Annotated in this window: 20 protein-coding genes; 1 reads left to right on the top strand and 19 read right to left on the bottom strand. The window is 56.0% G+C overall.

Going from position 1 to position 20,276, the window contains the following annotated elements:
• Nucleotides 1–35 precede the first annotated feature (35 nt).
• Both C7445_RS02675 and miaB read right to left on the bottom strand, forming a co-directional pair.
• A complete protein-coding gene (locus C7445_RS02675; protein ID WP_243834899.1) occupies nucleotides 36–482 on the bottom strand; it encodes a YlbF/YmcA family competence regulator in 447 nt (148 codons plus the stop codon).
• Nucleotides 479–1,972: a tRNA (N6-isopentenyl adenosine(37)-C2)-methylthiotransferase MiaB gene (miaB, locus tag C7445_RS02670; protein WP_134158513.1), complete on the bottom strand. Its 1,494-nt coding sequence runs from the start codon at nucleotides 1,970–1,972 to the stop codon at nucleotides 479–481. The genes C7445_RS02675 and miaB overlap by 4 nt, the downstream gene beginning before the upstream one ends.
• Before the next feature lie 103 nt (nucleotides 1,973–2,075).
• On the opposite strand from miaB, the gene C7445_RS02665 reads away from it, so the two are divergent.
• The gene (locus C7445_RS02665) at nucleotides 2,076–2,324 is read left to right on the top strand and encodes a hypothetical protein (RefSeq protein WP_134158512.1); all 249 of its coding nucleotides are present in this window, start codon (nucleotides 2,076–2,078) and stop codon (nucleotides 2,322–2,324) included.
• Nucleotides 2,325–2,336: 12 nt separating this feature from the next.
• Here the strand turns inward: C7445_RS02665 and C7445_RS02660 are convergent, their stop codons facing one another.
• The 17 genes from C7445_RS02660 to C7445_RS02580 all read right to left on the bottom strand — a co-directional run bounded on the left by C7445_RS02660 (nucleotide 2,337) and on the right by C7445_RS02580 (nucleotide 20,269).
• Nucleotides 2,337–3,617, bottom strand: coding sequence for a YheC/YheD family endospore coat-associated protein (locus tag C7445_RS02660; protein ID WP_166668959.1), 1,281 nt, complete (start codon nucleotides 3,615–3,617; stop codon nucleotides 2,337–2,339).
• 45 nt (nucleotides 3,618–3,662) lie between these two features.
• On the bottom strand, nucleotides 3,663–5,117 hold the full coding sequence (locus C7445_RS02655) for a putative amidoligase domain-containing protein (RefSeq protein WP_134158510.1): 1,455 nt from the start codon (nucleotides 5,115–5,117) through the stop codon (nucleotides 3,663–3,665).
• 33 nt (nucleotides 5,118–5,150) lie between these two features.
• Nucleotides 5,151–6,518: a YheC/YheD family endospore coat-associated protein gene (locus C7445_RS02650; protein WP_243834898.1), complete on the bottom strand. Its 1,368-nt coding sequence runs from the start codon at nucleotides 6,516–6,518 to the stop codon at nucleotides 5,151–5,153.
• A 3-nt stretch (nucleotides 6,519–6,521) separates the two neighbouring features.
• On the bottom strand, nucleotides 6,522–7,667 hold the full coding sequence (locus C7445_RS02645; RefSeq protein ID WP_134158509.1) for a YheC/YheD family protein: 1,146 nt from the start codon (nucleotides 7,665–7,667) through the stop codon (nucleotides 6,522–6,524).
• A gap of 75 nt (nucleotides 7,668–7,742) precedes the next feature.
• Nucleotides 7,743–8,279 (bottom strand): outer spore coat protein CotE, encoded by a 537-nt coding sequence (gene cotE / locus C7445_RS02640; RefSeq protein WP_040290198.1) that lies wholly within the window; start codon nucleotides 8,277–8,279, stop codon nucleotides 7,743–7,745.
• Nucleotides 8,280–8,592: 313 nt separating this feature from the next.
• Nucleotides 8,593–9,537 (bottom strand): dipeptidase, encoded by a 945-nt coding sequence (locus tag C7445_RS02635; protein WP_243834897.1) that lies wholly within the window; start codon nucleotides 9,535–9,537, stop codon nucleotides 8,593–8,595.
• 32 nt (nucleotides 9,538–9,569) lie between these two features.
• Nucleotides 9,570–9,830, bottom strand: a complete 261-nt coding sequence (locus C7445_RS02630) for a stage V sporulation protein S (RefSeq protein ID WP_040290200.1) — start codon at nucleotides 9,828–9,830, stop codon at nucleotides 9,570–9,572.
• A gap of 115 nt (nucleotides 9,831–9,945) precedes the next feature.
• Nucleotides 9,946–10,719 carry a TIGR00282 family metallophosphoesterase gene (locus C7445_RS02625; protein WP_134158508.1) on the bottom strand — a complete coding sequence of 258 codons (774 nt, stop codon included), beginning with the start codon at nucleotides 10,717–10,719 and terminating at the stop codon, nucleotides 9,946–9,948.
• 74 nt (nucleotides 10,720–10,793) lie between these two features.
• The gene (gene rny, locus C7445_RS02620; protein WP_134158507.1) at nucleotides 10,794–12,341 is read right to left on the bottom strand and encodes a ribonuclease Y; all 1,548 of its coding nucleotides are present in this window, start codon (nucleotides 12,339–12,341) and stop codon (nucleotides 10,794–10,796) included.
• A gap of 115 nt (nucleotides 12,342–12,456) precedes the next feature.
• On the bottom strand, nucleotides 12,457–13,146 hold the full coding sequence (locus C7445_RS02615; RefSeq protein ID WP_134158506.1) for a regulatory protein RecX: 690 nt from the start codon (nucleotides 13,144–13,146) through the stop codon (nucleotides 12,457–12,459).
• Nucleotides 13,121–14,185, bottom strand: a complete 1,065-nt coding sequence (recA, locus tag C7445_RS02610) for a recombinase RecA (RefSeq protein ID WP_134158505.1) — start codon at nucleotides 14,183–14,185, stop codon at nucleotides 13,121–13,123. The genes C7445_RS02615 and recA overlap by 26 nt, the downstream gene beginning before the upstream one ends.
• Before the next feature lie 232 nt (nucleotides 14,186–14,417).
• Nucleotides 14,418–15,998, bottom strand: coding sequence for a DEAD/DEAH box helicase (locus C7445_RS02605; RefSeq protein ID WP_134158504.1), 1,581 nt, complete (start codon nucleotides 15,996–15,998; stop codon nucleotides 14,418–14,420).
• A gap of 26 nt (nucleotides 15,999–16,024) precedes the next feature.
• Nucleotides 16,025–17,278, bottom strand: a complete 1,254-nt coding sequence (locus C7445_RS02600) for a competence/damage-inducible protein A (RefSeq protein ID WP_243834896.1) — start codon at nucleotides 17,276–17,278, stop codon at nucleotides 16,025–16,027.
• A 55-nt stretch (nucleotides 17,279–17,333) separates the two neighbouring features.
• A complete protein-coding gene (gene pgsA / locus C7445_RS02595; RefSeq protein WP_134158503.1) occupies nucleotides 17,334–17,918 on the bottom strand; it encodes a CDP-diacylglycerol--glycerol-3-phosphate 3-phosphatidyltransferase in 585 nt (194 codons plus the stop codon).
• 60 nt (nucleotides 17,919–17,978) lie between these two features.
• Complete coding sequence (locus C7445_RS02590; RefSeq protein WP_134158502.1) at nucleotides 17,979–18,470, bottom strand: YajQ family cyclic di-GMP-binding protein; 492 nt, start codon at nucleotides 18,468–18,470, stop codon at nucleotides 17,979–17,981.
• 27 nt (nucleotides 18,471–18,497) lie between these two features.
• The gene (locus tag C7445_RS02585) at nucleotides 18,498–19,472 is read right to left on the bottom strand and encodes a helix-turn-helix domain-containing protein (protein ID WP_243834895.1); all 975 of its coding nucleotides are present in this window, start codon (nucleotides 19,470–19,472) and stop codon (nucleotides 18,498–18,500) included.
• Between the two features lie 26 nt (nucleotides 19,473–19,498).
• Nucleotides 19,499–20,269, bottom strand: coding sequence for a DUF3388 domain-containing protein (locus tag C7445_RS02580; protein ID WP_134158500.1), 771 nt, complete (start codon nucleotides 20,267–20,269; stop codon nucleotides 19,499–19,501).
• Nucleotides 20,270–20,276 lie beyond the last annotated feature (7 nt).

Below are 20,276 nucleotides of genomic sequence, written 5' to 3'. Positions count from 1 at the left end.
GCTTCCCCCCGTGGACGACTCCGCACCTGCCAACATCAATGCACACCGCACGATCCGCCGCACCCCCCACTACAGCCGCCGGACCCGCACTGGCGCGGTCCGCGTTCAACCGGGAGTTGCTCTCGCAAGCGCGCCAACAGAATCAGTGTGACTTCCTGCAGCAAAGCGTTGAGCTCGTCTTGAGCCGCCTTGTACTGAAGTGCGACTGGGATTTCCGCCAGCCTGTCCCACAGCGCGTCCGTTTCCGCCTGGATGCGCTGATACTTCTCGTGTTTCTCCCCAAGCCGCTCTTGAAGCGTCAGCAGGGCGTTTGTCTTGCGTTTCAAGTCGCCGAACAGCTTTTGCGCTTCGTCATGGCGCTCCATTTTCGCGCGCGCTTGCCAGAACCGACGAGCTTCCTCCGAATCGGCAATCGCAGTTGCAATCTCATCGGCTTTCGCAAGCATCAGCGCGCGGCTCGCCTTGGTTTCCACAACGCTCACGATACCACCTCTTCTGCTTGTACCAACCTACCCTTGAGCAAAAACGTCTGTGGTTCCGTGATCTCCACCTGCACGTGTTGACCGCGCAGCGACAAGTCGCCAGGAAACAGCACCAAGCGGTTGCCGCGCGTACGCCCCGACAACACATCGGGATTGGTGCGGCTCTCACCTTCGACCAACACGTCGACCACTTGTCCTCGCAGCGCTTGATTGTGGCGCAAGCTAATTTCGTACTGAACTTCGTTTAAGCGCCGCAACCGCTCCTTTTTGTCAGCCTCAGTGGCGTTGTCCGGAAAGTTGGCAGCCGGCGTATTCTCGCGTGGCGAATAGATGAATGTAAACGCGTTGTCGAACTCGACCTCGCGCACCAAAGCCAAGGTGTCTTGAAAATGCGCTTCCGTTTCCCCAGGGAAACCGACGATAATGTCGGTCGTCAAGACCACGTTCGGGATCTTGGCGCGAATCTTATCGACAAGCTTGAGGTAGTACTCGCGCGTGTGCGACCGATTCATGCGGCGCAGAATGTCGTTATTTCCAGACTGCACCGGCAGATGAATGTGTTCCACAACGTGCTCTGACGCGGCAATCGCGTCGATCAATTCGTCGGTAAAGTTCCATGGATTCGAGGTGGTGAACCGTATGCGGTCAATCCCCGGAATCTCGTTGACCCGCCGCAGCAGGTGTGCGAAATTGACCGTTCCCAGATCGACGCCGTAATCGTTGACATTTTGCCCGAGCAGCGTGATCTCACGAAAGCCTTCTGCAACCAATTGCTCGACTTCGGCGACGATGTCCTCTGGTAAGCGGCTGCGTTCGACGCCGCGGGTATAGGGGACTATGCAATACGTGCAAAACTTGTTGCATCCATACTGAATGTTCACCCAGGCGCGAATGCTGTCCTTGCGCAACTTTGGCCAATCTTCGACAGTTTCCGGCGCCTTGTCCCATACCTCCATCACCGTCTCCGTCGACGCCTTCGCAGCGTGCAATAATGCGGGCAAGCGGTGAATGTTGTGCGTGCCAAAAACGAGATCGACCCAAGGGAATTTTTCGCGGACCATCTTCTGCACGCCCGCCTCCTGTGCCATGCAGCCACAAAGGCCAAACAAAAGCTCAGGGTTGCGGTTTTTCAAAGGGCGTAAGCGGCCAATTTCGCCGAACACCTTGTCCTCTGCGTTTTCCCGCACAGCACAGGTATTAAACAAGATAAAGTCGGCGTCCGCCTCGGTTGACGCCGCTTCATACCCCATCGCTGTCAAAAGCCCAGCCATGACCTCTGTGTCGTGCTCGTTCATCTGACAGCCGTAGGTCAGAATCTGAAATCGGTACGGTGAACCGTCAGCTTTGCTGCCCACACGGTACTTCTTTGTCAGTTCCTCTATGTCATACGACACGCGCTGGGCCTGGTTGGGCCTATGCGTCTTTCCAAACGTCAGGCCAAGCCCCTGTTCCAAGCGTCCTTCGCGCGCCAATTTAATTAAGTTTTCCACCGTTCAACACTCCGTCCGAAGTATATTCGGTTGTCATTGCACATCTATCCCTACATGATACCATAAGCAGTAAGGGTCTCACACGGTATTTGGAGGAATTGCGATGTCGGACAAGCTGAATATCCCAACATTCGAAGTGTATACCTCGTATCAGGAGGAGCGGTTTGACGGCGCGATCGTCGCACCGGATAAGTTGTCGTACGCGAGCGATTTTCCGGACATCGACAAAATCATGCTGGCCCATCAAGCCATTCTGTTGTACGACAACAAATGGTATTACATACCGTTTCACCAAATCCGCTCAATCACAAAAGGCAAACGTCGCTTCGCCTTGCCGTGGCCGCTCGTTTGAGCGGTTGTTCGATCAGCGGTGGCGAGCCAGGTAGCGCAATCGGTCGATCACGCCCGTCAGTGAAGCAGCCCGAATCTGCGGTTCGTCAAACTTCATAGGTTTTGCATTTGCCTCAAAAAACCACGGTTTACCTGCGGGATCGATGCCGATATCCATCGACATTTCGCCGAGCCGACCACCGTATTCGGCGTCGATCGCCTGCGCGGCTCGCAGAACAAAGGTCTCCAAATCGGCTTCAACCTGCACAGCGTCGCCGCCAAACGCTTGCCTCAGCACGGTTTTGGCGTTGGCAATCGAACCGCCGTTGGGCACGTGTGTCGTAATCCTGCCTTTACCACTCACGCGCACACCGTAGCCAACGACGCGCCAAGTGTCTCTGGCTTTTTGCAGAAGTACGCGAAAGTCACAGGGCTTTTGGTCCACTTCAAGCAACCGGATCGCTTCCTGCAGGACATACTGGCCCCGCACCTTTTCACGTTGGACGAGCCGCCAAAGTTCGTCTTCTCCTGCCGCAGCAAAATGCGACGTCCTTCCGTCTTTTAGCACCGCGATGGTGTACCCGGCAGGCGCTTTGTCGATGCGCATCATCCCATGCCCGACGCTGCCGCCGGCGGGTTTCAAGTACACCGCTTGATGGCTCTTCAACATGGTCACGAGTGCGTCCCGCGTCAGCCTCCCGCGCGTATCGGGAAGATTTCCGTCCAGGCCATGCCGACGGATCATGTCATAGATATGCGACTTGTGAAAGTAGGACGGATTGTACATGGGGATGGCCAATTCGGCGAGCGTCTGCCGCGCCCGTACCGTGCTCGCCCGCCCCTCCAAAGCGCGTGTGGGAATGCGATTGTAAACGGCTTGTGGACGCGGAACCGGCAAGGGGAGCCACCGTCGATAGCCGAGCCGCACATACCCCTGCCAGAAGGCTTGCGACGTGACACCAGTAGTCGGTATGACGTACACAAAGACCCCTGCCTGGCGCCCCGCATCGATCACGTCGCGAAAATTGAGCCGCGCCCCGGTAAACCCATCTTTACCCTCGCCGGCCAGAATCGCATAAACTTCTCCCACGATTTGAATGTCCTTGCCACTCGCCGCAAGTTTAGTTGGCGCCCGATAGACGATGCCTTCCGGCAGAGTCTGCAGGATTGGCCATCTGCCGTCGACATGCGCGAACTTGGCAGACGCCGGCCACGCCCCTTTGAATGGCGGGCGCCTGTTGCCCACGTACACAGCCGGCGTCACGGCGCCATGTTGACGAAACCAAATCAGTTCCGCATTCGTTTCTCTACTCACGGCTTGAACCTCATTTCCCTGCATTGGTGTCTAGCCGAAACTCGCTCACCGGGCCCTGCGCAATCGACGTTTCGCTGGTGTCGTGCGCACCAAAGGCACCTCCCACTCCCGCCTGACATCGCGCGTTTCGTCCCAGGTCTGCCCCGCTTCGATCATCGCGAACAGCGGCTCCACATACTCCCTGTACTGCGCGTAGGCGCTGTGCATCCGCAACGCTTCGATATTGCGCAGGATGAGCGGGCGTAACGCTTGCAATTGTCCATTGTAGAAAGCCGCCTGCGTCTGCGGAGAATACAGATCGAACAATGGGAGATCACGGTAGTGCAACGCGACCATATGCGCAAGGTGGTACGCGGCCACCGTCGCCGTTTGACTGCACACAAAACTGGCCGGCGTCCTGTACTCAAAGCCTCCGTAATCCTTGCGCCGCACGTCGCCGAGAAATCCGTATTTGGGACGCCGCCATCCTGCCCGCGTACGATCCTCGACCGCCATCAGCGGCAGTCCAACATAGTGATCGAGTGCCTTTACGAGCCGGCTCGAGAGTGGCACGCCGGAAAAGTGGATGTGGCCTCCCGTGCAATACGGGCGAAACGGCATGCTGCCGGCGCGCCATTCTACGTTGGCGCGATTGATTTTCTCACTCGCCTCCCGCATCGTCGCTCGCAAATTCAAGATCAGACCATTCGGATGCGCGTCTGGCGCGGGGCGCAATTCCATCAGCGGCAACCGTCTGCCGTCGAAATTGACACTTCTGTCGTCACACCCGATCCGCCCACGACGTGGGAAATAGTTACTTGCCAGCACCATCTTGCCTTGGGCGTTGCGGAGCATCACTTCGACGTCCGTACCCAGCAAAACGTTTGTCGGACCGCCTCGGCGCGCCTGATCTTCGCGCTCGACAAAGCGCGTCACGGCATCGCGGTACAACTCGAGTACACGGCCTTCTAGGATGGGTGTCGCACTGACGTCAAGCACTTGCAGCAACCCTTTATCCGAAACACCGATGCTGACCAGGCCAAAGTCAAGGCCGAGCGCGTGCATCGTCCGCGTTGCCAAGTAGGTAGCGCGCCTAGTCTGATTGTCCGCATCGAGCGAAATTTCTTCAAAGGACGCATGAATGCGAGAGATACGCGTCTGCGTCCAGTTGACGCCGGAATCCGAGCGGAAACAGCCGAGCGGCTCGAAGTCAAAAAGCGGGATGCGATACTGTCGGCCAAACGAGGCCGGCATACCTTCGCGATTGGTGCGCGCCGCAACACGCACACCAACGCGCCGCAAAAACTTGGCCATCTGCGCTCGCGATGCGACACGCGAGATTGCGTCCTTGCTGTTCAAAACGGTGCCTTGTACGGGATCGCTCTCTTCGACGGCTCCCCAGCGCAGAAGTACATCTCGATCTGTCACGCGATTACTCGCTACGTACCGGGTGAGATGCGGCACCTGAGCAATCAAACGCCTGGCAGAGGGTTGATTGTTGTGGAGCAGGTAGTACGCCATGGTCTACTCCCCCCTTGTGCGCGGGCAACCGTTTCACGACGGCTGCTGCGCCAGATAGATCGCGTAGCCAATGGGACGTCGAAACGATAGATCGACCAAATCCTGTCTCCCCTTTTCCGACCGCGGCGCCTTTCGAGGTTTGGAATTGACTTCGATAATCCAGGCTTTACCCTGCTGATCAATGCCAAGGTCGATGCCGAGTTCGCCGAATGTACGGCCCGAGCCTGCTTCCACCGCTGCGACAACCTCTTTTGCCAGGCGTCGAATCTGCGCCTTTGCCCGCCTGCGATCCGTCGCATTGGGTAGACATTCGGAAAACGCCGCGTCAACCGTCATCGCATCGCCGCCAGTGGTCAGGTTCGACGTAAAATCGCCCGATCTCGCTACGCGTGCAAACATCTTGGTGCGCTTCCACTCGCCGGTTTCATCCCGTTGCATGAGAATCCGGATGTCGACAGGACGACCCTTGTATGTGGCGAGCGCCAGGCCCTGCTGCCAAATATACGGTCTTCGCCGCAAACGCGTGCGAAACGCCTCGAGGACCTCGGCTGCCGAGGCGCCTTTTCCACGCACCACCGAACGTGCACTTTGCTTTAACTCGTACGTAACACTGCCGTCGCGCGCCTTGACGAACCGCGCGATACCAAGCCCGAGGCTCCCGTGCAGCGGTTTTAAAAAGGTGACCGAGTGGCGGTTGACAAACGAGATCGCCTCACGCAGCGCGCGATGGCGAATGGTCTCAGGCACGTGGCTGGAGACCCCGGAAGACTGCAACCACTCGTAAACCTCCCATTTATCAAAAAAACCATCGTTGAAAAACTTGTTACCATATCGCTTGGATAGTGCGGCCCGCTTCTCCTGTAACTTCGGATCGCGTTCGATTTTGCGGGACACGAGTTGGTCGTAAATCACGTCGGGTAGTGGGAAGGGTCGGCGGACCCACTTGCCATCGACGAGCGTATAACCGGTCACGTTCCCCTTTTGCAACTCGATGTCTGTGAGGTGAAACAGAAAGCAGCGCGCCCCTTGCTCCTCGGCGATCTCGACCATTTTCCGCAGTCCCTCCAACTGGCCGCTTGGTCGCAGCGTTTGCTTTGCCTTGTCCCAGCGCGGATTGGCGAGAATCCCAATGAGTGGACCAAGCCGTATTTGGCTGTCCGAAACTGTGGCGTAAAAGGTCCACCCATCGGCCGCCAGGCGAAGACGGCGGGCAGCCGCTTTACTGACCGAGATTGTACCGACAGGGACATGGGCGTCAGGCACCAAGCGCACGGGTAACCTGCGCTCTCCGTACGCACACTCAACCTGTGTACGGTGGCATCCGAACGAAGGATGTGTCCGAATCACGGCCTCCGAACTATCAAACGTTTGAATTTGCACCTGCGCTCGTTTGCCATTCATCGCTCACGACTCCCTTCCCGCGCTTTGCCCGCGACGCCGTACGGCTGTAATAACATATTCAAGGAGCGATGCGAGTGACAGACGGTGCAAGTCAGCGTCAAGCAAGCGCAACATACGCCTTCCTGGCGTCGGGTTGACTTCGAACACGTAGATGTCCCCCTGCTCGGTCACGGCGAGATCGATCCCGACCTCTGCGAACGCGCCATGGCGCGCGCCCAATCTCTGGGCAAGCCGTTCTGTCACCTCGTCCATCGTGCGCAAAATCGCATCGCTGCGCTTTGCTCCCACGGCGAGTTCGATGAACTCTTTCGCGGAAACCGCCTGCCCACCTGTGTGAATGTTGGTGGTCACCGCATCGCGCCTGCCCATGCGCCCGACGCGTGCGACGATGACAGGATCCTCGCTGTCACAGACCAACCAGCGAAAGTCGAACGGCGAACCGTCCTTGCGCGGTAATTTCACGGCGTCTTGAACAATGGCGCGGTGCAAGCCGATTTCCTGCCAGAAGGCGAGGCACGCCGCCTCATTGCGAAACGAGCGCGTCACCGTCTCCGTTTCTGGGCGAAAGTCAGTACTCACTTGATCCAGCGTGCGGGCAACAAGGCGGCGTTCCCATGTCGCGACGACATCACGTCCTCGGCGCTCCAAGTGATAGATGGAAACCCCTCGCGATCCGCCGGGCGGTTTCAGGTACACGTCGGGTCGTGACTGCAATGCTGCGTACAACTGCTTTCCGCTCGTGCATAGAGAAGTTCGCGGTACATGACAACGCAAGAATGGATCGCGACTCAACCATCTGTACAAACTCCATTTGTTCCCACTTTGCCGCGGCAGCGTGTGCAGCAATCCGAGTTTTCGCAGCTCGGTGAGCTCGCGCAAAGCCGACGCAGGCTTGTGCGTAAACACACCCGATCTGCGCAGCACGATGTCTGGGAAGACACCCGATACACGCGCCCAACTTCCTGATTGATAGCGAAAGCTACGGCCAAGAGCGAGATCGCCTGGGGTAAGGACGATTACCGTGACGCCGTAATCGTCACCATATGTAGTAAGTTCCTCGAACATCTTCGTCTGTTCACCGAACAACCGGTCTTTCGCAATGGGGCCATCGACGTACAAAGCCAGGACGACACGCTTCTTGACCCCCATTCGTTTCACCCCCAGTTGCTCGAGACGGAAGAAAGGGGCGACACGTCGCCCCACTTCTTTGCAAAACGCACGGCTTCAGTCTTCGATCTCGACTTCTTCCAGTACGCTTTCTTCCTCAAAGAAATCCACGTCTTTTTTCTCGGCCAAATCGGCTGTGATGACGCACAACTTCGTCTGGCCGATAATTTCAACACCTAGCTCCTTTTCAACGCGAACCAACACTTCCGACCCATTCCCGGTCAAGGTTGCATCCAGGCAATTGGGGCTTTGCACGACATGCACGCGCACTTCCCGCGAATCTCGCACACATTCGTCGTCGACGTCGCGCAAAGCAATTTGTTCGACATAGGTAACCGTCTCTTTCGCGATCGCGGTGTCAGAATTGTTGTTGTACGAGTACCATACGTTGATATCAAAGCGGCCTCGAACTTCAACATAGTCGCCAACCAACTCGGCTTCGTACACGTGGTTCATCACCCAGCAACCGCCAATTGTGCTGGGCCGGTGCGTCGGGCGTACGGTGTACGTCGTCTGCGCATATTTATTGCCCCGGCCACAGACCGCGTTCGCCATGATTTCACGGTAGCTGAGGTCCTTACTTGAGAGCACCATGCGGCAACCTCCTCTGTGCGTCCCCGGGCGACGTCGGTCGCTTGCGCCCGAGGCTGATGGTCTATCGGTATGCGAGGCGGAAAGCTGTGGTGAACGCCGTGCCGTTCTCCGATGGAAGGTGCTTTCGCCCATCCGCAACCACAGCACATCGTATGCGCTTGCCCAAGGAGGTGCGCATGGTCGGTATTGCTGCGTTATAAATTGGGCCATTGCCTAACGATGTCCCACAGCCATATCGTCGCGATGAACGACAAAAAGCCGTTCCAACCATGGAACAGCTTCTTTGCCCGAGTATTCCTTTTTCGCGTGAGCTTCAGGGCGGTAATTGTCGCTGCAAAAACGCCTCAAAATTGCCAAACAGTATGGCGCCGCCAAGTTCGCGCCCATATCTGTCGAGCACTCGCTGTGCAAAGGGTGCATAATCCCGGCTGGCCGTCAAGCCAACGATGTCATTTGATGTGCCATCGAAGTCGGAACCGAATCCAACATGGTGCTGGCCGCCCATCTCCAAGATGTGATCCAAATGGCGAAATACATCGTCGATCCGCACTTGTCCTTCCGCGACAAAACGCGCCTCGAAAGTCAGCCCAATCCAGCCTTGGCGGCGAATGATTTCACGAATGGTGTCGTCGGTCAGATTGCGGCGATGAGGATGCACAGCGCGAGCGTTCGCATGCGAGGCCATCACCGGACCGTCCGTCAAGCGCAGCACATCGCGCACACCCGCATCGTGCAAATGGGCGAGATCGATCCACACCGAGAGATGCTGCATCTCTCGCAAAACATCGCGGCCCGCACGCGTCAGGCCGCCGCCGCGCAGCTCGCCGCACCCGTCGGCCAGTTCATTGGCATCGTTCCACGTCAAGCCGACGCCGCGAACGCCCAAGTGATGGAGTATGCGCAGGACTTCGACGCTGCCGCGCAAGCATCCAGCCCCTTCGAGCGACAATAGTGCGGCCAACTGCTGTTGCTGGCGCGCCATACGCAAGTCCTCACGCGTTCGTACGGCTCGGATGCTGGCCAACGACGCGATTTGTTCGTAAAACGCATCGATTTCCCGCAGCACCGCATACAACTGGGCAGCAGGGTCCCATTTGGGCTCGACAAACAGCGCGAACACCTGAGTCGCGACGCCGCCTTGTTGAAGGGATGAATAATTGGCTGCAAGCTCTGGATGATCGCTGTGGAATCGAATGTCGGGATCGAGCAATTTCATCAAGACGTCGACGTGCGCGTCGGCGACAGGTATTCGATTCAACGCGTATGTCCCCTCTCTTTGCTCAGCTTCTGCTATCTCGGCTCGACCAACAACCGGATGGCCGTGCGATCCTCACCGTCGATCTGGATGTCTGTAAAAGCCGGTATACAAATCAAATCGACGCCGCTTGGCGCGACAAAACCGCGTGCGATAGCGACGGCTTTCACCGCTTGATTCAATGCACCCGCTCCGATAGCCTGGATTTCAGCCGCGCCTTGCTCGCGCAACACCCCTGCCAAAGCCCCCGCAACGGAATTCGGATTGGACTTTGCCGAGACTTTTAATACATCCACGATGAAATGACCTCCTCTATCCCCCGTCGGCAGTAGGACACTATACGATATTCGGCACTCCCCGCTTTATGCCAACGGGCAGTGGAACCCACCTTCGGAATGACGAAGAAGTCACTTACACCAACTCGCGGTAGATGGGTGTGATGGAAGTCGCTCGGCCATTGCTGTCCAGTTCAATGGACACCGCGCAAAATTGACGCGGTCCATCCGCCACTTCAAACCGATTGGGCAAATGCGTGCGCATGCGCTCTATCACCGGCTCCCTGCGCATCCCCAGAATCCCGTCGCGCGGGCCCACCATACCAACATCCGTGATATATGCCGTCCCGCCCGGAAGCACCCTGGCATCAGCAGTAGGCACATGCGTATGCGTTCCGATCACGGCCGACACGCGTCCCGCGAACGCCCAGCCGATTGCCAATTTTTCCGAAGTTGTCTCCGCGTGCACATCAACAATGACATGGCGGATCTGTGGATGCCTGGCAAGAACCTCATCCAGTGCGGCGAATGGACAGTTCAACTGGCTTAAAAATGTGCGCCCCATCACATTGACAATTAACACGTCAACCTGGTTGACTCGACAGATGGTGTATCCTCTTCCCGGCGTACCCTCCGGATAGTTTAACGGACGCACAATCCGCCTATCATCGTCGATAAACTCAAAAATTTGTCGCTGATCCCAAGTGTGATTTCCCATCGTGATAATTTCAATACCCGCGTCATACAACTCTTCTGCTGACTTTCGGGACAGTCCCTTTCCCCGCGTCGCGTTTTCCGCATTGGCGACGACGAGGTCAGGCCGCAAGTCTTTGAGGAGTTGTGTCAGAATCTCCTGAGCACAGCGTCGCCCGGGTTCACCAACAATATCACCTAGAAATAGAATATTCATTGTACATTCCTTTCTATCATGTCAGACCTCGTGCCAATCTCTTATGTAAAAAAATAGAGTAGCCGACGGCTACCCTATTTTGCGTATTCAACGGCTCTAGTTTCTCGAATGACAGTCACCTTAATCTGACCAGGATAATCGAGTTCATTCTCGATCTTCTTCGAAATTTCTTTGGCCACAAGGGCGGACTCTGCATCGTCGACCAATTCTGGTTTCACGATGATACGAATCTCGCGTCCGGCCTGGATGGCATAGCTCTTCTCCACCCCGGCGAACGATTCTGCAATATGCTCAAGTTTCTCCAGGCGCTTCATGTAAATCTCCAACGTCTCACGGCGCGCCCCCGGACGAGCGGCTGAAATGGCATCCGCAGCCGCAACGATGACCGAAATCGGCGACGAAAACTCCACATCGCCATGGTGTGCCGCAATACAGTTGATTACTATCGGATGCTCCTTATATCGGCGCGCCAAGTCAACACCGATTTCCACATGGGAACCTTCCACTTCATGAGTCACAGCCTTGCCGATATCGTGCAGCAAACCGCCACGCCGGGCTAGCGCAACGTCCAGCCCAAGTTCTGCAGCCATCATGCCAGCCAAATGTGCTACCTCTATGGAATGCTTCAACACATTCTGACCATAGCTGGTGCGGAAACGTAGCCGACCCAGAAGTTTCACTAAATCCGGATGCAAACCATGCACATTTGTATCGAACGTTGCCTGCTCGCCCTGTTCACGAATCAGTTCGTCAACATCGCGCCGAGCCCGTTCAACCATTTCCTCGATGCGAGCAGGATGAATACGCCCATCGGCGACCAAACGCTCCAAAGCTACTTTTGCGATTTCGCGGCGAATTGGATCAAACCCGGAAAGGATGACCGCTTCCGGCGTATCGTCGATAATGAGATCGATACCCGTCAGGGTCTCAAGTGTACGAATGTTCCGACCTTCCCGTCCGATGATACGACCCTTCATTTCGTCATTGGGCAACGTCACGACAGATACCGTGATTTCAGACGCATGATCCGCGGCACAACGTTGCACTGCATTCGCGACGATATCGCGAGCACGCCTATCCGCTTCACGCTTTGCTTCCTGCTCAATCTGTTTGACCAACATCGCAGCATCGTGACGCGTTTCACGTTCAACCTGCTCGAGAATCAACTGTCGTGCACTTTCTCTGGTCAACCCAGAGACGCGTTCCAGTTCACGAACCTGTTCTTGACGTAACGCTTCAATCTCATCACGCAACGCTTGTACAGACTGTTCCGCACGACGCAATTCTTCTGCTTTCTGCTCCTGCAATTCCAACTTCCGATCCAACGACTCCTCCTTTTGGAGGATCCGCCGTTCCATTCGTTGAATTTCATTGCGCCGTTCGCGAAGCTCCTTCTCCGCCTCCAAGCGGATGCGGTGCGTCTCTTCTTTCGCTTCCAAAACCGCTTCTTTTCGGCGAGCTTCCACATCGCGTTGAGCCGATTCTATAATCTGCAATGCACGTGCTTCAGCTGTACCGATTTTCGACTCAGCCATCATCCGCCGAGCGAAATACCCCATCGCAAGTCCAATCGCTAAACAAACAACAATCACTACTATAAACAGCCAAACGGGAACGCCCAAGGCTATGCCTCCCTGCTCCGGTCGACGATCAACCGTTCGCGTCAACAATGACGTGTTCGAGCTAGAGGCCGTACATGATACGCACTTTCATTGTACGTGTTCTGCCAGAACGGTGTCAAGAAAAGGGCGTTGACGGACCTTCGTCCATATGCTCCACGGCTTCCACCGTTTTACGGGCGATATCCATGGTAAATCCCTTCTGTTGCAAATGCGAAATCAAACGCAGCTTGTCGTTCCGATCTTTCATTTCACCTCGGCGCCGTACATATTTCAACGCACATTGGAGAGCAGCTTCCAGTTGCGATTCTTCGGATATGGTCTTCGCGATGGCGGTTCGAGCAATCTCTGGAGCCACTCCACGTTGCCGTAACCGCATCCAAATTTGCCGCTGCCCTACTTTGTTTCTTGCCGCCTCGACGAACATCACGGCATACGCTTCATCGTCGACGATCCCTTTATCATAAAGCCTCTGCATCACACGCTCAACCGCATCTTCTGGGCACCCGCGACGCAAGAGATACTGTTGCACGTGTTGGGCCGTTTTGACGCGCCCGGTCAAATACGACAGGGCTTTTTGCTCGACCTCCGCGTCTGTTGCACGCATCCTCAACTCCGCGTAGAGTTCGAAGTCGACAGACATACCTAATTTCAGACCGAGTTCGACCCAATCAGCCACAGCGATGACGAGTGAGGCAGCCTGCTGAAAATGCACGCGAACCAGTCTGGCAGATGTTCCGCCAGCTGGTTCACGACCAACAATACTATCAAATATAACTTCCTTAGAGCGTATCGAACTCAAATTCATCTTCGCCTACATCCTCTGCATCCGCTTCGAGCGATTGGATGGGCTTAGCACCCGTGACATGAAAATACTCGCGGACAGCCGTTTCGATCTGCTCTGCGATCTCTGGATGTTCTTTCAGGAACTGCTTCGCGTTTTCGCGTCCCTGGCCGAGTCTTTCTTCGTTATACGAATACCAGGCCCCGCTTTTTTGGATGATGTCGATTTCTGTCGCGATGTCGATTAAACTCCCTTCCCGGGAAATGCCCTCACCGAACATGATATCGACGTCGGCCTGACGAAACGGAGGTGCGACTTTGTTCTTCACGACCTTGATGCGGGTGCGCGAGCCGACGACGTCGTTACCCTGCTTAATGGCTTCAGCGCGGCGAACCTCCAGGCGCACTGAGGCGTAGAACTTCAATGCGCGCCCACCCGTCGTGGTCTCAGGATTGCCAAACATGACACCGACTTTTTCGCGAATCTGGTTAATGAAGATGGCGATGGTCTTCGATTTGCTGATGGCTCCCGCGAGTTTGCGCAGAGCCTGGGACATCAAACGGGCCTGCAAGCCAACGTGTGAGTCTCCCATATCGCCCTCCAATTCATTTTTCGGAACCAAGGCTGCTACAGAGTCGACGACGATGACATCGACGGCACCACTGCGGACAAGCGCTTCCGCAATTTCGAGCGCCTGCTCTCCCGTATCTGGTTGTGAGATGAGCAATTCGTCGATATTCACACCGAGCTTCTGCGCATAGACCGGATCAAGCGCGTGTTCGGCATCGATAAACGCAGCTTGTCCACCGAGCTTTTGAACTTCGGCAACCGTGTGCAGTGCTACGGTTGTCTTACCCGATGACTCAGGCCCGTAAATTTCAATAATCCTTCCGCGTGGCAAACCGCCAACACCAAGCGCGATGTCTAGGGCGATGGACCCTGTTGGAACCGTCTCTACGTTCATCGAAGCAGACGCCTCGCCCAACCTCATGATGGATCCCTTGCCAAACTGTTTCTCGATTTGTTTGAGGGCCATTTCCAGAGCTGCCCGTTTATCTCCCATCTCACACCATCCTCAAAGCCGGTAACCGGCGGTCAATATCAAACTAGTTCGCGATCCCTCGCGCCTTTCCTTTGACATTATTGTATCAGTGACTGATAGAAATGCAAACACTTGTTCGCTATCAAAGAAAAATATTTTCTTGCGATACATGGTATACGCACGAGATCGTCTCATCAAAAAAGCCGCCGAGCCGCCCATTCAAGGGCTGCCCGACGGCCGCCATTCACCGCGATCAGCGTCGGCTTGCACGCGGCTTGGCCGGCTCCAAATTGACGCGCGTACCATTGATCCGGCTCTGACGCAACGCCTCGTAAACAAATGGAGCACTGTCCTGCTCGACTTCAATAAACGTGAACTTCTCGAACATGTCGATCCGCCCAACGGCCTCCCCGGGTACACCAGCCTCTTCCGAGATCGCACGGACGAAATCGGCAGGGCTCATCCGCGCTGTCCGCCCAATGTTGACGAAGAAACGCACCATGCCCGGACGAGCACCCGTATCTCCAAAATCGTAATCGTCGCCTTCTGCACGCGTTCCGTCGCCAGAACTGAGCAACTTCAACAAGGCCGACGCAATGTCGATGGGATCGTGCTCGTCCACCAATCCTCCGAGAATCGCCCGGTACTGGCCGAGACCGCCTTCACGCAGGACGTCCAATACGCGATTGCGCCACATCTCCGCCTGCCGCTCGGCGACATCTTCGAGAGACGGAACCTCACGTACATCCATCGCTACCTTTGTCTCGCGCTCGATCTGTTTCAACAGCTTATACTCGCGCGGCGTCACCAGAGTGATGGCCAAACCGTGCTTGCCGGCCCGACCCGTGCGGCCGATACGGTGTACATATGACTCCGGATCCTGTGGAATATCATAATTGACCACGTGTGTGACATCGTCGACATCGAGACCGCGCGCCGCCACGTCCGTCGCGACAAGCAACTCGATCTCATTACGTCGGAATCTGCGCATGACGCGATCGCGCTGGGCCTGGCTCAGATCGCCGTGCAAGCCATCCGCCATATAGCCGCGCGCCAGCAAGGCTTCGACGAGATCGTCGACGCCACGCTTGGTACGGCAGAAAATGATACCAAGCTGAATCTCTTCGCTGTCTACAATCCTGCACAGGCTCTCTAATTTGTTGCGATCCAGCACTTTGTAGCAAATCTGGTCGATCCGCGGAACCGTCACTTCGCCGCGGTTGACCGTCACATGGCGCGGATCGCGCATGTATCGCCCGGATAGCCGTTTGACCTCGCTCGGAAACGTCGCAGAAAACAACAAAGTTTGCCGTTCTTCTGGCGTCTCCCGCAAAATCGCCTCGATGTCGTCAATAAAGCCCATATCCAACATCTCATCCGCTTCGTCGAGCACGACCATACGCACTTGGCCAAGCTGCAACGTGCCGCGGCGAATATGGTCGAGTACACGTCCCGGCGTACCGATGACAATGTGTACGCCTTGTTTAAGCGCCCGAATCTGGTGGCCAATCGATTGCCCACCGTATATCGGGACTGAGCGCACACGCTTGTACTTCGCAATCTTCCGGATCTCCCCAGCCACTTGAATCGCAAGCTCGCGCGTCGGGGTGAGTACAATCGCTTGAACATGCGGATCGGGTGTCACCATTTCGACGAGCGGAATCCCAAACGCGGCAGTCTTACCAGTACCGGTCTGGGCCTGTCCGATCACGTCGACACCTTCCATAACGATGGGGATGCAGGCCGCCTGAATCGGCGACGGCGCTTCGAACCCCATATCGTGAATCGCCTGCAGCACGCGGCGATGTAAACCAAACTCTTCAAACAAAGACATGCTCTCAACCTTTCTTCGACAAATCTCTACAAATACTCGTCCATCAACTGCAGCAGGCGCCAACATGCCTGCTTGCAGCTTCGCAACCGAATTTGGGCCCGTGAACCCCGCAATTGCAATCGATAGACTCGCGTCTGGCGAGCGTCCGCAACGGCGACGTACACGAGTCCGACGGGCTTCTCTTGGGTACCGCCGCCCGGTCCGGCAATGCCCGTAATACCGACGCCAAAGTCAGTCGCCAGCGCGCGCCGGACCCCTTCAGCCATCGCCTTGGCTGTCTCCTCAGACACCGCCCCGCACTCGGCCAACGTCTTCGAGCTGACGCCGAGCAAGTACTCTTTCACCTGGTTGGCATACGCGACAACACCGCCGACAAACGCCTGTGAACTGCCAGGGATATCCGTGAGCATTTCTGCCAACATACCGCCCGTACAACTTTCCGCGACGCCGAGCGTCCGCCCTTGTCTGCGCAATCGCTCGATCACGACGGACGGCAGCGAGTCGTCACCCTCGCCGTAAATAAACGGTTGGAAGCGGCTGCGGATCTCAGCTTCCACCGGTTCGATCAGCTTGCGCGCGGCTTCCTCCGTATCTGCCGTCGCGGTGATTCGCAACAGCATCTCACCTTCCCCGGCATACGGTGCAACCGTTGGATTATCTCCAGAGGTAAGATCGACGATCTGTTCGTCGACATCAGACTCGCCAATGCCGCAAAAGTGCAAAATTCGGGAAACCAATTTGCGCTCGCCGCCAAACAGCCGGACGAGGCGGGGAATCACATCATCCCGCAGCATGGGACGCATCTCGAGAGGTGGGCCCGGCAGGAGGAAAAAGTGCACACCGCGATCGAAAACATACTGACCAGGCGCCGTTCCATTCGGATTCGGAAGCCATTCGCCACCTTCGATACACAGCGCCTGTTTGCGATTCTGTTCCGGCATCGGTCGTTGTCTGCGTGCAAAATACTGCACGATTTCCGCCAGTGCCTCGTCTGACATCACCAGATTGCGCTGGAGAAAGCGCGCGAGCGCCTCTTTGGTCAAATCGTCGCCTGTCGGTCCAAGTCCGCCTGTGGCAATAACAACGTTCGAGCGCTGAGCCGCCGTCGCAAATGCGTTGACAATGCGCGCTTCGTTGTCTCCTACTGCACCGTGATGGTACACGTACAGTCCGTGTTTGGCAAGCTCCTGCGAAATGAACTGCGCATGTGCGTTATGAATTTGACCAAGGAGAATTTCCGTTCCTACCGCCAGCAACTCGGCCCGGCAGTCATTCGCCATGTACACCATCCCCATATCTGTAACGACGGTATGCACAAACGATTGGTTCACTCGATCACGATGCGCGCGGCGTCTGGATCATCTGTTTGTTTTTCAAAAAATAATCGAGGCCCGACAATACGGTCATCGCCACCATGATGTACAACATGATATCCGCAGCGGGTACATGAACAGCGGAAAACGGAAAGTTGTTGACCATGAGTAATACCATGCCGATCATCTGCGTGACGGTCTTCCACTTGGCGAATTGGCTTGCAGCGATGACGACGCCCTCTGCCGCGGCGATCAACCGAAGGCCGGTCACAGCAAATTCGCGACTAATAATGACAATAGCGACCCATGCGGGCAAGCGTTGCATCTGTACCAAACTGATCAGCACAGCCGAGACAAGCAGCTTATCGGCAAGCGGATCGAGAAACTTGCCAAAATTCGTGACGATTTGCTGTTTACGCGCAACGTACCCGTCCAGTCCATCCGTTGCTGCCGCCACGATAAAGATGAACGCCGCAATAACCTCTCCACCCGTGGTCGTCTGTCCATTGAGCGTGAAAGAACCAAAATTGTAGTGAACCAGCAAAATCACACAAACGACAGGAACCAGAAAAATCCTGGCCAATGTAATTCGATTCGCCAGATTCAAATGCCCACGCTCCTCTGCTCCCGCGTCGGTCCACCCTGCCGGCGGCAAATCCACGGCGCGTCAGCGATAATTCGTAAACTGCAGAGGAATATCCAAATCGGCCTCGCGAAGCATTTGGATGACCGCCTGCAAATCGTCTCGGCTCTTGCCGGAGACCCGCACCTGATCCCCTTGAATCTGTGCCTGTACCTTGATCTTCGAATCCTTGATCAGCTTGGTCATGCGCTTTGCTGCATCCGCGTCGATGCCTTGTGCGAGCGTAATCACCTGCCTGACCGTTCCGCCTGCAGCCGGTTCGATCTTGCCCGGTTTCAACGCCTTCAAAGACACATTCCGCTTCACCAATTTGGTCTGCAACACATCATATACTTGCGAGAGTTTGTACTCGTCGTCCGAAATTAGGGTCAACTGCCCATCTTCCAGGCGAATCTCACTCTTACTTCCTTTAAAATCAAACCGGGTCTCAATTTCGCGGCGCGCTTGGTCGACAGCATTGGTGACCTCTTGCATATCGACCTTCGACACAATGTCGAAAGAAGCTTCTTTTGCCATGGTACCGCTCCTTCCTAAAATGTTACGTCAACCTTGTCGTTGCAACACAATGACCGGAGCCCATTGAATGTTCGGCAGCGCAACTGGGTGCCCATTTACAGACAGTTGCACGCCCTGCACGTGCCCCAGATGGATCGTCACATTCTGGTTCGCGGAGAACGTCTTGGATTGCCCGGCGTTCAATAGGTCATTCGGATCGACAGCGGCTCCGTCCGCGGTTGCACTCATCCATAGTTGCCCTGATACGACCTGGACATCCACCTGCATGTGCGTCACATTCAAAACCTTGTATGTATAAGCGCCATTCGCGTACGGCTCGGCGACGATCTGTATCGCAGGCGCTGGCTTGACAGGTTTGGGCGCCGTCGCGCTGCCCGTACCGTTCGCCGTATTGCCGGTGACGCTGCTGGGCTTTTGGTGATGCGGAGTTGACTGTGGCTGGCTCACAGCCGTTTTCACCGGTTCCTTCGTCGTGCCTTTGGCCCCGCGATGGTCGTGGATTAACACGTACGCGCCGCCGATCACGACAAACGCCGCGACGATAAGCGCGCCTTGTCCAATCCAAGCACCGGAACGACGACTGCGCTCGCGCTGCGGCTGGCTCAGAGATCGATCCACCTTAGAGCGGTTGCGTTGAAACTCGTTGAGCGAACGCGGCTCGACCATTTTCGCGGCCGGTTTACGCTCCGTTTCTACCGCGCCCGCTGCACGCTTCTCCGGATCAGACGGAGACTGCTCTGCACGCCCTGCCGATTCGTTAGCCGATCCGCTCTCACGGCCGTCCACATACGTCTGTAGCAGCTCGACACCATCGAGCCCCAGTACTTCCGCATACGTCCGAACAAACCCGCGCGCGTACACCCGACCAGGCAAGACGCTCCAATCCCCGTCTTCAAGCGCCTCGACGTATCGCTTTCGGATTTTCGTCCGCTCTTCGATATCATCCAGCGTCAACCCAAGAGATTCTCTTTTCGAACGCAGAATCTGGCCAAGTTCCTGCACGGGTCGTCCTCCCTTGTCCATTCACTTCACTGATTTGTCCAGGTTGACGGATCATCTTCTACGATATCATATCGCAATTCCTCTTGAGGCTCCCGCCGCAGTTCGATGATCAAGTCGAATAAATCCCAAGTATATCGCGATCGTTTCACAAATACGTCGGGATGTTCAATGACGATGGGCGCTTTCATGCGAAGAATTTCATCCACACATTGCAAATGATCTTCGCCGCCGCGTAAAACCGATACAGCACCATCAATAATATACACGAATTGGTCGGATAAAAACTCGTTGGATGGGAGCTCGCGCATGATGGTCTGCTTGAGAAGTGTCGAAGAAACAAACAACCAACGCTTGTTTGCATAGACACTCGCCGCAACGACAGCTTCCGTCTTTCCGACGCGCGGCTGCCCGCGTACCCCAATCACCTGCTTGCCAGGTCGCTTTAACAATTCACCCAAAAAGTCAACCAACACACCAAGCTCATCGCGGACAAAACGATAGGTTCTCTTTTCTGTATCGCTGCGCTCGATGAAACGCCCATGGCGCAAGGCCAACCTATCCCGTAGTGTCGGCTCGCGCAACGCGGTTACCTCAATATCCTCCATCGAATGAAGCATCGTGGTCAACACATCGAGGATATCGGGACGATCTACGCGGATTAAAAATCCCCGCCCCAACTCCGAGACACCCGATAATTGTACGATGTTCACGCCGAGCATGCCAAGCAGGGACGAGATGTCGCCAAGGAGCCCTGGGCGATCCCGTTTAATCTGATACTGAAAATAATACTCTGCCACCCATTTC

Origin of the sequence: Alicyclobacillus sacchari, assembly GCF_004366795.1 — a bacterium.
GTDB lineage: Bacteria > Bacillota > Bacilli > Alicyclobacillales > Alicyclobacillaceae > Alicyclobacillus > Alicyclobacillus sacchari.
This window is presented reverse-complemented; position numbering and strand designations above follow the sequence as displayed.